Genomic DNA, 14,270 nt, shown 5'->3' on the forward strand with positions numbered 1-14,270 from the left:
TTCCCGCCGCGCGCGGGGTGGGACAAGACCTCGCATGGGTGAGGAGTGGGACCTGGCCGTCGTGGGCGCGGGACCGGCGGGCTCGGCGGCGGCGCTGCGGGCCGTCCAGCTGCGGCCGGACCTGCGCGTGGTGCTGCTCGACCGAGCCGGCTTCCCCCGCGACAAGCCGTGCGGCGACGGCATCGCCGCGCACGGGCGCGACGAGCTGGCCCGGCTGGGGCTGCCCGATCTCATCGACGACTACCGGCCCACGCCCCGGCTGACCGTGGTCTCGCCGGGCGGGCTGCGGGTCTCGGCCGAGGCGGCCCGGCCCAACCACGTGGTGCCGCGCCGGGTGTTCGACGCGCGGCTGGTGGAGGCGGCCGGGGCCCGGGGGGTCGAGGTGCGCCGCCACCGCGTCAGGGAACTGGCCCGCGACGGGTCCTGGGTCGTCCTGGACGGGCGGCTGCGGGCCCGTACGGTGGTGGCGGCCGACGGGGCCTACTCGGCGGTGCGCCGGCTGATCGGGATGCCCGCGGCGGCCGAGCGGCACACCGCCCTGGCCGTGCGCGGCTACGCCGACGTGCCCGAGTCCGACGACGTGCAGCTCATCGCCATGCAGCGGGCGGGCTGGCCGGCCTACGCGTGGTCGTTCCCGATCGGCGACGGCACCGCCAACGTCGGGTTCGGCATGCTGCTGCCCCGGCTGCGGACGGCGGGGGCGCCGGGCCGCCAGGTGCTGCACGGCAGGCTGGCCGAGCTGCTGCCCGACCGGCCCGCGCGCGACCTGCGCGCCCACCACCTGCCCCTGTCGACCGGGCGGCCTGCGCCGGGCGCCGGGCGGGTGCTGCTCGCCGGGGACGCGGCGGGGCTGATCAACCCGCTCACCGGCGAGGGCATCTACTACGCGCTGCTGTCGGGGCGCCTGGCGGCCGAGGCGGCGGTCGAGGCGCCGGACGACCCGCTGGCCCGGTACCGGGCCAAGCTGCGCGGCGCGCTCGGGCGGCACCTGCGCACGACCGACGTGCTGGCCCGGCTGGCGCAGTCGCCGGGGTTCATCGACGCGGCCATCGGCACCGCCGCGCACCGCAAGGAGGTGTTCGACCTGCTGGTGGAGGTCGGCCTCGGGGCGGGGACGGTGCCCGCGCCGCTGGCCCTGGCGGTCGGGCTGCGCTGGCTGCGCGGCGCGACGGGCCTGCCCCGGGGGCATCGGGACGGCGTCAGGCGGTGAGGGCGGCGCCGTTGGCGAGCAGCAGGAGCACGTCCACGGCGGCCACGGCCACGGCGGCGACGAACGGCGCCCGCGCGGACCGGCCCGCGAGCAGCGTCCCCCCGACGGCGAGCAGGACGGCGGCCCCCATGGCGAGCCACCCCGCCACGCCGGGACCGCCGGGAGGGCCGAGGACGAGCAGGCAGGTGGCGGCCAGCAGCGGCAGCGGCACCAGCACCCGTACGCGCGCCGCCCCCAGCCGCTGAGGCCACCCGCGCACGCCGGTCGCCAGGTCATCCTCGATGTCGGGCAGCACGTTGGCCAGGTGCGCGCCCACGCCGAGCAGCGCCGCCGCCACGACCGCCCACCAGGCCGGCCACGGCTCCCCGGGCAGTCCGAGCGTCACGAACGCCGGCAGCACCCCGAACCCGGCCGCGTACGGCGCCCACGACAGGACGGTGGCCTTCAGGCCGAAGTCGTACGCCCAGGCGCCCAGCACGCCCGCCAGGTGCAGCAGTCCCGCCGTACGGCCGGAGGCGAGCGAGAGCGGCACGCACAGAACCAGCGCCGCCAGCGCGGCCACCCGGACGGCGGTCACGCTCACCGTGCCGTCGGCGGCCGGTTTGCCCGCGCGCCCGGCGGCGGCGTCCCGTCCGGCGTCGAGCGCGTCGTTGCACCAGCCGACCGACAACTGCCCCGCCAGCACGGCGGCGGCCACCAGGACGCAGCCGCCCGCGTCCCGGCCCGCCGCCACGGCCAGCGCGGTGACCAGGGCGGTCACGGCCACGGTCGGGCCCGGATGGCAGGCCAGCGCCAGCGCGGCGGCCGTACGGGCCGGCCCGCCGCGCGCCACGGCGGCGGCCGCGGGATCCGGGTCGGTCACACGGTGATCGTAGACCGCAGGACGCGCGGCGAGAATTCCCGCGCGCCGCGTTTGGCTTAAATGACCATCCTTGCGGGAAGCGTGCGGGGAGTGAGTGTTGTGGGCGACCTGCCGAGGGAGCACTGCATGACCCGAATCTCCGCAGTCCGTTGCGCGTTCCCTCCTCACCGATACCCACAGTCCGAGCTCACCGACATGGCCGCCCGCCTGTGCCTGCCCGACGGCGCCGACCGCCGCCTCCTCGACCGCCTGCACCGCAGCGCCCGCGTGGAGCACCGCAACCTCGCCCTCCCCATCGACCGGTACGAGAAGCTGAACGGCTTCGGCGCCGCCAACGACGCGTTCGTCTCCGTCGCGGTCGAGCTGGGGCTGGAGAGCGTGAAGGCCGCCCTGGACGCCGCCGAGCTGGAGCCGACCGACGTGGACCTGATCATGTTCACGTCGGTGACCGGCATCGCCGCGCCGTCCGTGGACGCCCGGCTGGCCGCCGGGCTCGGGCTGCGGCCCGACGTCAAGCGGGTCCCGGTCTTCGGCCTGGGCTGCGTGGCGGGCGCGGCGGGCATCGCCAGGCTGCACGACTACCTGCGCGGCTGGCCGGACCACGTGGCCGTGCTGCTGTCGGTGGAGCTGTGCTCGCTGACCGTGCAGCGCGGCGACTCCTCGCCCGCGAACCTGGTCGCCAGTGCGCTGTTCGGCGACGGCGCGGCGGCCGTGGTCGCCGGCGGCGCCGAGCGCGGCACGGCCGGGCCCGAGGTCGTCGCCACCCGCAGCCACCTGTATCCCGGGTCCGAGCACGTCATGGGCTGGCAGGTGGGCGACACCGGGTTCCGGGTGATGCTGGACGCCAGCGTCCCCGCCGTAGTGCGCCGCCACCTGGCCGACGACGTGCACGGGTTCCTGACCGAGCACGGGCTCACCGCCGCGGACGTGACGGCGTGGGTGTGCCATCCGGGCGGGCCCAAGGTGCTGGAGGCGGTGTCGGAGGTGCTGGAGCTGCCCGCGGGCGCGCTCGACGTGACGTGGCGCTCGCTGGCGGCCAACGGCAACCTGTCGTCGTCCTCGGTCCTGCACGTGCTCGGCGAGACCCTGGCCGGCGAGCCGCCCGCACCGGGGTCCTGGGGGCTGGTCATCGCGATGGGCCCCGGTTTCTGCTCCGAGCTCGTCCTGCTGCGTTTCTAGCCCGTTCCCTCTACTCCTCCGGCGGTTGACCTGTGACCTGGTATCTGGCGCTCATCGTGCTCGTCGGCCTGGAACGCCTGGCCGAGCTGGTCGTCGCCAGGCGCAACGCCGCCTGGAGCATGGCGCGCGGCGGCGTGGTGACCGGCCGAGGGCACTATCCGTGGATGGTGGCGCTGCACACCGGGCTGCTGGTGTGCGCGCCGCTGGAGGTGGCCCTGGCCGGGCGGCCGTTCGTGCCCGCGCTCGGCTGGCCGATGCTCGCGGTGGTCGTGGCGGCCCAGGGGCTGCGGTGGTGGTGCATCACGGCGCTCGGGCCGCGCTGGAACACGCAGGTGATCGTGGTGCCGGGGTTGCCGCTGGTGCGGCGGGGGCCGTACCGGCTGGCGTGGTTGCGGCACCCCAACTACGTGGCGGTGGCGGCCGAGGGGCTGGCGCTGCCGCTGGTGCACACGGCGTGGCTGACGGCGCTGGCGTTCACGCTGCTCAACGCCGCGCTGATGGTGGTGCGCATCCGGTGCGAGAACGCCGCGCTCGCCGTCGCGGCAGGGGGGTGAGCCGGTGATCGACGTGCTGGTCGCGGGCGGCGGCCCGGCGGGGCTGGCCACGGCAATCCACGCGGCGCTGGCCGGGATGGAGGCGGTCGTCGTCGAGCCGCGCGCCGCGCCGGTGGACAAGGCGTGCGGCGAGGGCGTCATGCCGGGCGGGGTGGCCGCGCTGACGGCGATGGGCGTGCCGGTCGAGGGACGCGGCTTCCGCGGCATCCACTACCTCGACGGGCGGCGGGAGGCGCGGGCGGCGTTCGCCGCCGGGCCGGGGCTGGGCGTGCGGCGTACGAGCCTGCACGGCGCGCTCTGGCAGCGGGCCGCCGAGCTGGGCGTCAAGACGGTCACCGGCCGGATCACCCGCGCCGAGCAGGACAGGGACGGCGTGCGCGCGATCGGGCTGCGGGCCCGCTGGCTGGTGGCCGCCGACGGCCTGCACTCCCCGCTGCGCCGCTCGCTCGGCCTCGACCAGCCGGCCCGCGGCCCCCGCCGGTACGGGCTGCGCAGGCACTACCGGATCGAGCCGTGGAGCGACTTCGTCGAGGTCCACTGGTCGGGCGCCGGGGAAGCTTACGTCACGCCGGTAGGCGACGACCTGGTCGGCGTCGCGGTCCTCAGCTCGGCGCGGCGCGGCTTCGACGAGCACCTGCGCGGCTTCCCCGGCCTGGCCCGCCGCCTGGACGGCCCGGCCGTCACCCCGGTGCGCGGCGCGGGCCCGCTGCGCCAAGGCGTGCGCGCCCGCCGCGCCGGGCGTGTCCTGCTGGTCGGCGACGCGGCCGGTTATGTGGACGCGCTCACCGGCGAGGGCGTCTCGCTGGCCGTGCGATCGGCGGAGCTGCTGGTCGCGTGCCTGGCGGCGGACCGTCCGCAGGACTACGACGGCGCGTGGCTGCGGCTGTCGCGCACGCACCGGCTGCTGACGGCGGCGCTGGTCCAGGCGGCCCGGCGGCCCGGCACGGCCCGGCTGGTGGTGCCCGCGGCGCGCCGGCTGCCCCGCGTGTTCGCGGGCGTGGTCCGCGTCCTGGCCTGAGTCTTCCCGGGGGCCCGGACGTGTGCGGATAATGAACCCCCACGGTCCCCGTCAAGGACGGTCGCCATGACAGACAAGCTCGTGCGGCAGGTGCTCGACCAGGTCCACGGCCCCGACCCGCGGGTCAACGAGATCGTCTCCGCGCTGGTCGCCCACCTGCACGCGTTCGTGGACGAGGTGCGCCCCACCGAGGCCGAATGGCGGGCCGGGCTGGCCTTCCTCGCCGAGACCGGCACGTGGTGCACGCCGGAGCGCGACGAGTTCGTGCTGCTGTCGGACATGCTCGGCCTGACCTCCGCCGTGGACGAGGTCAACCACGCCGGCCCGGAGAACATGACGCCCTCCTCGGTCGAGGGCCCCTTCCACTCCCCCGCCCCCGCCCGCGAGCCCGGCGCGTGGATCAGCGGCGGCCCCGAGCGCGGGCGCGGGACGCCCATGGTCGTGCACGGCCGGGTGCTGTCCTGCGACGGCGTCCCGCTGCCCGGCGCGACCGTGGACCTGTGGCAGGCCGCCGACAACGGCCTGTACGACAGCCAGGACGCCGCCCAGGAGCCCGGCAACCTGCGCGGCCTGTTCACCGCGGACGCCGAGGGCCGCTACTGGTTCCGCACGGTCCGCCCGAGCAGCTACGCGGTGCCCGTCGACGGCACCGCCGGCCGGCTGCTGCGCGCGGTCGGGCGGCACCCGATGCGCCCGGCCCACCTGCACTACCAGGTCATCGCGCCCGGCCACCGGCCGCTGACCACGCACGTGTTCCTGGCCGGCGACCCCTACCTGGGCTCCGACGCGGCGTACGCGGTCAAGGAGGAGCTGGTGCGGCGGCCGGTGCCGCGTACCGGGGGGTGGGACATGGACGGGCCGTACGAGGAGGTGGAGTTCGACCTCAGGCTGGTGCCGCTCGGCCGGTGAGGTCGCCCGGCGGGCGGAGGCCGTCCATGAGCAGGCCGAAGAAGTGGTCGCCGCGCGCGGCCAGCGAGGGGGCCTGCTCGGCGATCCAGCTCACCGCGTTGGCCAGCGCGAACAGGTCGAGCCCCGTCACGTCGGCGCGCACCTCGCCCGTGGCCTGGGCGCGTTCCAGGAGCCGTCCGCCCGCGTGGCGCATCGCGTGGCAGGAGGCGTGCAGCGGCGAGCCCTCGTCGTTGATCGTGGCCATCATCGAGGCGGCCAGCCCCCGGTAGGCGCCCGCGCCCTCGACGAACGCGCGCAGCCACTCCACCAGCGCCTCGCGCGGCGCGGCGGCGCCGGCCAGCGCCTGGGCGCGCTCGGCGAGCCGGTCGAAGCGCTGCCGCAGCAGCGCCTCCAGCAGCGCCTCCCTGGTCGGGAAGTGCCGGTAGAGCGTGCCCATCCCGACCTCGGCGCGGCGGGCGACGTCGCGCAGGGACGCCTCGGTGCCCTGCTCCTCGATGACGGCGGCGGCCACGGCCAGGATGCGCTCCCGGTTGCGCTGGGCGTCCGCGCGCTGGTTACGGGGTGTTTCGGTCATCCGCCACCTTCCGGCCGATTGACAAGTGGAGCAGCGCTCCGGTTATGATCCGGAACACTGCTCCGCATCATAGCGGCGCCCGTCTCCCCGAGGAGAATCGACGATGAAGGCCATCCGCGTGCACGAGGTCGGCGGCCCCGAGGTCCTGCGGCTCGAAGAGGTCCCCGTGCCCGTGCCGAAGCCGGGCGAGGTCCTGGTCCAGGTGCGCGCCGCCGCGCTCAACCCGCCCGACTGGTACGCCCGCAGGGGGTTCGCCAACATCCCGCCGTCGAAGCGGCCGGAGATCCCGCTGCCCTTCACCCCCGGCTCGGACGTGTCGGGCGTCGTGGCGGCACTCGGCCCCGGCGTCACCGACTGGCAGGAGGGCGACGAGGTGTACGGCCTCGTCCGCTTCCCCCGCGTCGGCGACGAGGGCGGCAGGGGGTACGCCGAGTACACCACCGCCCCGGCCGGTCACCTGGCCCGCAAGCCCGCCACGGTGGACCACGTCGCCGCCGCCGCGGTGCCGATGGCCGGGCTGACCGCCTACCAGTACGTCCACGACATCATCGGCCTGCGGCCCGGCAGCCGGGTCCTGGTCAACGGCGCGGCCGGCGGTGTCGGCCACTTCGCCGTCCAGCTCGCCGCGGACCTCGGCGCGCACGTCATCGGCGTCGCCTCCGGCCGGCACGAGGCGTTCCTGAAGGACCTGGGCGTGGCCGAGTTCGTCGACTACACCCGCGTCGCCCCGCAGGACGCGGTACGCGACGTGGACTGCCTGATCGACGCCGTGGGCGGCCCCGACGGCCACCGCCTGCTGCCCGTGCTCAAGGACGGCGGCACGCTCAGCCCGGTCTTCTTCGGCGACTACCACGACGAGGAGGTCGCGCGGCGCGGCATCGTGCACCGCGGCGGCCAGGTGCACTCCGACGGGGCCCAGATGGCCGCGCTCGCCGAGCTGATCGACGCCGGACGGCTGCGCGTCGGCGTCGACAGCGTCTTCCCGCTGGAGGAGGCCCCGAAGGCGCACGAGCGCGCCGAGCAGGGCCACATCCAGGGGAAGATCGTCCTTCGCGTGGCCTGACCTGGCCCCGAGCGGGGCCGGAGCGGGCCCGCCTGGTCCCGCGGCGGGCCTCAGGTTCGGGTCCAGCGCTGGTTGGCGCCGCCGTTGCAGGTCCAGATGACGAGCCTGGTCCCGTTGGCGGTGGCGTTGTCCGGCACGTCGAGGCACTTGTTCGCGCCGACGGCCGTGACCGTGCCGTCGGCGCCGAGCCGCCACTGCTGGTTGGTCTGGCCGTTGCAGTCCCAGATGATCACGCGGGTGCCGTCGGCGGTGCCGCGGTCGTACACGTCGAGGCACTTGCCGCCGTAGACGCGCAGCTCGCCACCGGCGGTCGGGGTCCACTGCTGGTTGGGGCCGCCGTTGCAGTCCCAGATCTGGGCCTGGGTGCCACTGGTCTGGGACGCGCCGGGCACGTCCAGGCACCTGCCGGAGCCGGCGCCCTTGAGCGCGGTGGCCGCCGGGGGCGTGCCGCCGCCGGTGACGACGTACATGGCGGCGCCGTGGGCGGGGACGGAGGCGCTGATCGTGCCCGTCGAGGAGCCGGTCGTGTGGGCCCACAGGTCGCGCACGGCGTAGCCGGAGGCGGCGCCGAGGCCCAGCGCGGAGGCGGTGGTGGAGACGGTGGCCGCCGCGCTCCCCCGGTTGAGCAGCACGACGGCGACCGAGCCGGTGCCCGTGCCGGTCGCGGCCATGGGCTTGCGCCAGACCTCCAGGTTCCCGTTGTCGGCGATCTTGTGCCCCTGCCGGCCGCCCCAGTCCTGGTCGACGGCGATGACCTCGCCGTTGGTGAGGATCGTCCGGGTCTCGGCGCTCATCGAACGCAGGTCGTTGCCCGCGACCAGCGGCGCGTTCAGCAGCGCCCACAGGCTGAAGTGGGCCCGGGACTCGGTGGCGGTGAGCCCGGCGTTGCCGACCTCCAGCATGTCGGGGTCGTTCCAGCCGCCCGGCCCCGAGTACGCCTCCAGCCCGGCCTGGCTGTCCAGGATGCCCATGACCGAGCCCCAGTTGGCCTGGATGTCGCCCGTGGTGCGCCAGGAGTTGCCGACCGGCATGCCCCAGGTCCAGACGCTGTCCTGGCCCCAGTTGCACAGGCTGTAGAGGATCGGCCGGCCGGTGGCGGCCAGCGCGTCGCGCATGGCGGTGTAGCGCTGCTGCGCGCTCTGCCCGAGGTGGTCGCCGCAGTTGTCGTACTTGAGGTAGTCCACGCCCCAGGACGCCCACAGGGCCGCGTCCCTGCGCTCGTTGCCGAGGCTGGCCGGGTAGCCGGCGCACGTCGTGGTGCCGGCCGAGGAGTAGATGCCGAGCTTGAGCCCCTTGCCGTGGACGTAGTCGGCGACCGCCTTGATGCCCCCGGGGAACTTCTGCGGGTCGGGGACGAGGTCGCCGGCCGTACTGCGGGTCCTGGTGGACCAGCAGTCGTCGATGTTGACGTACGCGTAGCCGGCCGCGGCCATGCCGGAGGCGACCATGGCGTCGGCCGTCTGCCTGACGAGGGCGTCGCTGACCGAGCAGCCGAAGCTGTTCCAGTCATTCCACCCCATTTGGGGCGTTCTGGCGAGGCCGTTGTCCAGGGCGGAGGCGGGCGGCGCCAGGCCGGCGACGGCGATCAGGCAGGTCGCGGTGAGGGCCAGGGCGAGGGTTGACCGAAGGATCGCACGCATGGGACTCCTTCAACACCGAGGATGAGAACCCAACATGATCCGACTAAATCAAACGGGATCGTCCGTCGGTTTGCGTGTGGAGTCAAGGGGTCTTGAGGGATTCTGTTGCCTGCCGTTCGGCGCGCAAAGGGCTTCCGAAGGGGTGACACGGAGCCCTCCGGGCCGCGTTTCAAGTCGCTGACCTGCGGTTACTATCTGTAGCGGTTAGATCATCGACAGTGATTGGATCGGTGTGATGCGACGACTCATCGCAGCACTTGCCTCTTGCGCCACGATCGGCGCCATTCCGCTCGTCACCGCCGTCCCGGCCGTCGCCGACCCGGGTCCGGAGCCGTTCTTCGCGGCTCCGGGCTACGACGTCAGGGGGCCGTACCTCGGCGACCACGACGACGACCGCTGCAAGGACGACGACCACAACAAGGACGGCCACCACCGGCACCCCTGGGTCGGTGACCTTCTCTGGGACGACGACGACGACCGCCGGAAGGACGACGACCACTGCAAGGACGACGACCACCGCCACCAGTGGGACAACAACCGCCCCTGGGACAGTGACGACGACGACCGCTGCAAGGACGACGACCACCGGCAGCAGTGGGACAACAACCGTCCCTGGGACGACGACGACCGCCGGAAGGACGACGACCGCTGCAAGGACGACGACCACCGGCAGCAGTGGGACAACAACCGCCCCTGGGACGGTGACGACGACGACCGCTGCAAGGACGAGGACCACCGGCACCAGTGGGACAGCGACCGCCCCTGGGACGGCGACCGCGACGAGGACGACGACCGCTGGCGCGATGACGACCGCTGCAAGGACGACGACCGCCACGAGGACAAGCGCTGGAACGACGACGACCGCCGCGACAACCGCTGGCGGGAGAGCGGCCACGACGAGGACGACGAGCGCTGGCGCGACGGCGACCGTGAGTGGGGCTGGAACCACCAGTACGTGACCTCGCTGCGCTGCCGCATCGGCGGCGGCACGGTCGTCGGCAGCTGGCACAGCCCGACCAGGCTGTCCTGCTACGGCGGAAGGTACAACGGGTATTGGGTGGTCAGCTACGGGCTGTGATGCCCGTGCGTGCCATCAGGGCGGGTCTGCTGCGCGGGCCCGCCCTTCTCGTGCCCGCCTACGGCGTGCACATGGTGAACGTGACGGACTTCGTCCTGGGCGACGGGCTCAGGATCCGGTAGGCGACGGTGTGCCTGCCACCCGCCGGTGTGACGAGCCTCCTGGAGCTGACGGAGCCGCCGCGGCTGCCCGCCGGCAGGCGGGACGTCCCGCGCTCGACGACCCTGCCGTCGTAGAGCCACTGGTACGAGAAGGCGGCGCCGGTGCGGGTGGCGTCCACTCCGGCGGCGAAGGTGAGCGCGCCGGTGTAGCAGGCGACCCCCGCGGAGTTGATCTTCGAGGCGCCCTGGACGCGGACGTACGCCAGGGCGAACGACGCCGTCCCGGTGGGGGTGGGTGACGGCGTGGAGCGTTCCGGAGAGCCGGTGGGGGTGGGACGGGGGCGGGCCGCGCGGCGCTGCGGCGTCCTCGTGGGCCTCGGAGCGGCCGTGCCGTGCCTGGACGGCCTCGCCGTGGCGGACGTCCGCACGGCTTCCTGGGCGGAACGCACCTCGGCGTCCGCCTGGCGCTTGCCGGAGTTCCACACCACGACCCCGGCCGCCACGCACACGGCCACCGCCCCGGCTCCGAGCACCAGCACCGGCGACCGCCTTCCCACGGCCTTCCCCGACCCTGGAGCACCCCCCGCACCACCAGCCGCCGCACCACCAGCCGCCGCACCACCAGCCGCCGCACTGCCGGCCGCCGCACTGCCGGCCGCCGCGCCACCAGCCACGGGACCGCCGGACGGCAGCCCTGCCGGATGCCCGCCACCGGCCTGCCCGCCACCCGGGAACGTGCCACCGGCATGCGGGCCGGTCGGATGCGGGCCGGTCGGATGCGGGCCGGGGGCGGTGGCCGGGTGGGGTTCGCCCAGGAGGAGGGGCAGGACGGTCGTCATGGGCGGGCGCGCCTGAGGATCCTTGGCCAGGCAGGCGCGGACGATCTCACGCAACGGGTCCGGCAGCTCGCCGAGCTGCGGCTCCCCCCGAAGAATGCGCCCCGCGACCGCGGGCGGCGCGTCGTCGCCGAACGGCGGACGGCCCGTGGCCGCGAACACCATCACCGACGCCCACGCGAAGACGTCCGCCGCCGCCCCCGCCGAGCCTCCGTCCAGCTGCTCCGGCGCCATGTACGCCACCGCGCCCCCGTCGGCCCCCTGTCCGGGCCCGGTCCCCGCACCGGCACGACCGGAGCCCGGCCCCGTGCCGGCGGTGCCGAAGCCGACCAGACGCGCGCCGTCCCGGCCGAGCAGCACGCCGGACGGCTTGAGGTCACCGTGCGTGAGCCCCGCCCGGTGCACCGCGGCCAGCCCCGTGGCGGTGCCGACCGCCAGGTGCCGCAGCTGACCGCCGCCGAGCCGGCCCACCTCGGCCAGCGACGGCCCCTCCACGTACTCGCTCACGATGTACGACAACCGCCCCCAGGCCGCGTCGAGCACCCGCGCGACGCCCGGCGGCTCGACCCGGCGGGCCGCCTCCGTCAGGGCGGCGAACCGTTCACCGGCCACGATGCCGTGCAGGACCTTGACGGCCACGGGCCGCCCGTCCGGCCCCTGGCCGAGGTAGACGACCCCCTGCCCGCCGGAGGCCAGCCATCCGGTGATCCGGTGGGCTCCCAAGGACGTGGGGTCTCCAGGACGTAAAGGCTCGGCGTTCGGCATGAGGCGGTGACTCCTGGGGACAGCAGCGGTACCGAATCATGAACTTTAGCGGGATGAATCCAGATCCGCCGCCCCCGGGATGCCCCATTGGACAGCCACCCTGTCCGCGTACTACGTTAATCATCAGCAGCACTGACGATCAGTGATGCTGATGAAAGGAACAGTATGATCCTCATCACGGGCGGGCTCGGCTTCATCGGGACGCACACCGCGCGAGCGCTGCTCGACCTCGGCGAATCCGTCGTGCTCGTCCAGCGCCGGGCCCCCGAGGTGCCCGCGCTGCTGGCCGGCGAGGCCGAGGGGCGGCTCGCCGTCGAGCAGGCCGACCTCGACGACCGCGCTTCGCTGCTCGCCCTGGGCGACCGGCACAAGATCACCGGGATCGTGCACCTGGCGGGCTCGATCCCGTGGCCGCCCGGCGCGCACGAGCCGGTCGAGGGGGTCGAGAAGTCCGTCGCGAGCCTGCTCAACGTCTTCCACGCCGCCACCGAATGGCAGGTGTCCCGGCTCGGCCTGGCCAGCACCATCGGCGTCTACGGCGGCGTCGAGGCCCCCGGTCCGCTGGGCGAGGACCTGCCGCTGACGATGGCGGCCTCCCACCCGATCCCGACGTTCAAGAAGATCGGCGAGCTGATGGCCGGTCATCTGGCCGCGGCGACCGGCCTGGAGGTGGTCAACCTCCGCATCGGCGCGATCTGGGGGCCGCTCGGGCACCCGCGCTCACCGTTCTTCCTGCTGCCGCAGCTCGTGCACGCCGCCGTACGGGGTTCCGCGCCGGACCTGACGAGCCCCGCGTGGGGCGCGTACGCCGGGGACGGCGGCGACCTGTGCTACGTCAAGGACTGCGCGCGGGCCATCGCGTCGCTGCAGACGGCCGAGCGGCTGCGCCATCGCACGTACAACGTGGCCACCGGGCGGATGACCACCAACGGCGAGGTCGCCGCGGCGATCCGGCGGGCCGTGCCCGGCGCGGACGTCGAGCTGCGCGAGGGCCGCGACCCCGCCGGGACCGGCCGTGACACCTACCTCGACATCACCCGGCTGCGCGAGGACACCGGCTTCGAGCCCGCCTACGACGTCGAGACCGGGGTGGCCGACTACGCCTCCTGGCTCGGCGCGGGCCACGACCGATAGCGGAACCGGCGGCCAGAACGTGGGTCTCGGCGACCTCGCCCTTCTGCCGGGGCCGCGACCCCGGCCGGGCCGACCGGCTTGCCGACCTCCTGGGAGCCCGGCGTGGCAGCATGAACGCGACCGCTGACACTCCGCCAGGAAAGGCCCCCATGAACACCGCGGACCTGTACGACGAGCGCGGCGACGAGCTCGACTCCTGCGACCTGCAACTCCGCCAGTACGGCGGGCGCCGCGCCTTCCACGGCACGATCGCCACCGTGCGCTGCCACCAGGACAACGCCCTGCTCAAGGCGGTCCTGTCGGAGCCCGGCGAAGGACGGGTCCTGGTGGTGGACGGCGGCGGCTCGCTGCACGCCGCGCTGATGGGCGACATGATCGCGGGTGGGGCGGTCGCGGCCGGTTGGGCGGGCGTGGTGATCCACGGCGCCGTCCGGGACGTGACCGCGCTGCGCGAGCTGGATCTCGGTGTGAAGGCGTTGGGCTCCAACCCGCGCAAGAGCGGCAAGACGGGCACCGGCGAGCGGGACGTGCCGGTCACGTTCGGCGGCGTCACGTTCTCGCCGGGGGCCGAGCTGTTCAGCGACGACGACGGGATTCTCGTCACCCGCGTGCCGAGCTGACCTACTTCCTATTTGCCCGTTCCGTCGGGGTTATCAGGGAACCCGGGCTGTGATTTCGTGGCAGGACATCACGATCCGGAGGCGGACCATGGCATTCCAGCTCATCGTGCTCTACCACCACCCCGAGGACGTCGCGGCCTTCGACAAGCACTACGACGAGATCCACGTCCCGCTCGCGGCCGCGCTGCCCGACCTGCGGGCCTACACCGTCCAGCGTCCGGTGGCCGGGGGCGGGCAGCGGCCCGCCTACCACCTGGTCGCGGTGCTGACCTGGGACGACGAGCAGTCGTTCCTCGCGGCGATGGCCAGCGAGAAGGGGCAGGCGGCGGTCGCCGACGTGGGCGAGTTCGCCGTGGCGGGGGTCACGATGACGACCGGGCCGTCGGCGTCGGTGCTCTGAGACATGCGAGAAGGGCGTTCCCCGTGGTCGGGGAACGCCCTTCGTCGTGTACGCGCTGTGCGGGTGTTACTTCTTGACCGACAGGGGGACGGTGCCGGTGTCCTGCTGACGCCAGGCGCCGGTGTCGAACGCCACCGGAGCGGCCTTCTTGCCCACACCCTGACCCCACTTGGTCACCACATACTGGATCTTGATGTGGCCCTCGCCCTTGACGCCGTCCACGCCCAGGGTGTCGGGGTTGAACTTGCCGCCGGTCAGCTCGGCGAACGTCTTGGCGTCCAGGTCCAGCATCACACCACGGCTGGAGGGGTCACCCGGGCCACGGTC

Annotated in this window: 14 protein-coding genes and 1 pseudogene; 10 read left to right on the forward strand and 5 right to left on the reverse strand. The window is 74.4% G+C overall.

All coding sequences use genetic code 11. From position 1 onward, the window contains the following. Nucleotides 1–34: 34 nt before the first annotated feature. Nucleotides 35–1,210: an NAD(P)/FAD-dependent oxidoreductase gene (locus AB0J97_RS49625; protein WP_364103871.1), complete on the forward strand. Its 1,176-nt coding sequence runs from the start codon at nucleotides 35–37 to the stop codon at nucleotides 1,208–1,210. Here the strand turns inward: AB0J97_RS49625 and AB0J97_RS49630 are convergent. Continuing rightward, nucleotides 1,200–2,072, reverse strand: coding sequence for a UbiA family prenyltransferase (locus tag AB0J97_RS49630; RefSeq protein WP_364103874.1), 873 nt, complete (start codon nucleotides 2,070–2,072; stop codon nucleotides 1,200–1,202). The two genes, AB0J97_RS49625 and AB0J97_RS49630, sit on opposite strands and share 11 nt — an antisense overlap. A 126-nt stretch (nucleotides 2,073–2,198) precedes the next feature. Here AB0J97_RS49630 and AB0J97_RS49635 point away from each other — a divergent pair, with 126 nt between their 5' ends. The 4 genes from AB0J97_RS49635 to AB0J97_RS49650 all read left to right on the forward strand — a co-directional run bounded on the left by AB0J97_RS49635 (nucleotide 2,199) and on the right by AB0J97_RS49650 (nucleotide 5,732). Further along, complete coding sequence (locus AB0J97_RS49635) at nucleotides 2,199–3,251, forward strand: 3-oxoacyl-[acyl-carrier-protein] synthase III C-terminal domain-containing protein (protein ID WP_364103877.1); 1,053 nt, start codon at nucleotides 2,199–2,201, stop codon at nucleotides 3,249–3,251. Nucleotides 3,252–3,283: 32 nt separating this feature from the next. Further along, nucleotides 3,284–3,805 (forward strand): isoprenylcysteine carboxylmethyltransferase family protein, encoded by a 522-nt coding sequence (locus tag AB0J97_RS49640; protein WP_357710547.1) that lies wholly within the window; start codon nucleotides 3,284–3,286, stop codon nucleotides 3,803–3,805. Between the two features lie 4 nt (nucleotides 3,806–3,809). Beyond that, complete coding sequence (locus AB0J97_RS49645; RefSeq protein ID WP_364103880.1) at nucleotides 3,810–4,823, forward strand: NAD(P)/FAD-dependent oxidoreductase; 1,014 nt, start codon at nucleotides 3,810–3,812, stop codon at nucleotides 4,821–4,823. Between the two features lie 66 nt (nucleotides 4,824–4,889). After that, entirely contained in the window at nucleotides 4,890–5,732 is an 843-nt protein-coding gene (locus AB0J97_RS49650) for a dioxygenase (RefSeq protein ID WP_364103883.1), read from the forward strand. On the opposite strand, the gene AB0J97_RS49655 is transcribed toward AB0J97_RS49650, so the two are convergent. Then, nucleotides 5,707–6,306: a helix-turn-helix domain-containing protein gene (locus tag AB0J97_RS49655; RefSeq protein WP_357710538.1), complete on the reverse strand. Its 600-nt coding sequence runs from the start codon at nucleotides 6,304–6,306 to the stop codon at nucleotides 5,707–5,709. The two genes, AB0J97_RS49650 and AB0J97_RS49655, sit on opposite strands and share 26 nt — an antisense overlap. Before the next feature lie 103 nt (nucleotides 6,307–6,409). On the opposite strand from AB0J97_RS49655, the gene AB0J97_RS49660 reads away from it, so the two are divergent. After that, the gene (locus AB0J97_RS49660) at nucleotides 6,410–7,369 is read left to right on the forward strand and encodes an NADP-dependent oxidoreductase (RefSeq protein WP_364103886.1); all 960 of its coding nucleotides are present in this window, start codon (nucleotides 6,410–6,412) and stop codon (nucleotides 7,367–7,369) included. A gap of 50 nt (nucleotides 7,370–7,419) precedes the next feature. Here AB0J97_RS49660 and AB0J97_RS49665 read toward each other — a convergent pair whose 3' ends face one another. After that, on the reverse strand, nucleotides 7,420–9,009 hold the full coding sequence (locus tag AB0J97_RS49665; protein ID WP_364103889.1) for a lectin: 1,590 nt from the start codon (nucleotides 9,007–9,009) through the stop codon (nucleotides 7,420–7,422). A gap of 235 nt (nucleotides 9,010–9,244) precedes the next feature. Here AB0J97_RS49665 and AB0J97_RS49670 point away from each other — a divergent pair, with 235 nt between their 5' ends. Further along, nucleotides 9,245–10,087, forward strand: a complete 843-nt coding sequence (locus tag AB0J97_RS49670; RefSeq protein WP_364103892.1) for a hypothetical protein — start codon at nucleotides 9,245–9,247, stop codon at nucleotides 10,085–10,087. A 58-nt stretch (nucleotides 10,088–10,145) separates the two neighbouring features. On the opposite strand, the gene AB0J97_RS49675 is transcribed toward AB0J97_RS49670, so the two are convergent. Then, nucleotides 10,146–11,747 (reverse strand): serine/threonine-protein kinase, encoded by a 1,602-nt coding sequence (locus AB0J97_RS49675; protein ID WP_364103895.1) that lies wholly within the window; start codon nucleotides 11,745–11,747, stop codon nucleotides 10,146–10,148. A 207-nt stretch (nucleotides 11,748–11,954) separates the two neighbouring features. Here AB0J97_RS49675 and AB0J97_RS49680 point away from each other — a divergent pair, with 207 nt between their 5' ends. The 3 genes from AB0J97_RS49680 (at nucleotide 11,955) to AB0J97_RS49690 (ending at nucleotide 13,943) form a co-directional block, all read left to right on the forward strand. Continuing rightward, nucleotides 11,955–12,923, forward strand: a complete 969-nt coding sequence (locus AB0J97_RS49680; protein ID WP_364103898.1) for an NAD(P)-dependent oxidoreductase — start codon at nucleotides 11,955–11,957, stop codon at nucleotides 12,921–12,923. A gap of 149 nt (nucleotides 12,924–13,072) precedes the next feature. Then, nucleotides 13,073–13,543, forward strand: a complete 471-nt coding sequence (gene rraA, locus AB0J97_RS49685; RefSeq protein WP_364103901.1) for a ribonuclease E activity regulator RraA — start codon at nucleotides 13,073–13,075, stop codon at nucleotides 13,541–13,543. 88 nt (nucleotides 13,544–13,631) lie between these two features. Next, nucleotides 13,632–13,943 carry an EthD family reductase gene (locus AB0J97_RS49690; protein ID WP_364103904.1) on the forward strand — a complete coding sequence of 104 codons (312 nt, stop codon included), beginning with the start codon at nucleotides 13,632–13,634 and terminating at the stop codon, nucleotides 13,941–13,943. 66 nt (nucleotides 13,944–14,009) lie between these two features. Here the strand turns inward: AB0J97_RS49690 and AB0J97_RS49695 are convergent. Beyond that, nucleotides 14,010–14,270, reverse strand: a pseudogene (locus tag AB0J97_RS49695) (hypothetical protein); the annotation flags it as partial.

The organism is Nonomuraea sp. NPDC049607, from assembly GCF_040675375.1.
Classification (GTDB): domain Bacteria; phylum Actinomycetota; class Actinomycetes; order Streptosporangiales; family Streptosporangiaceae; genus Nonomuraea.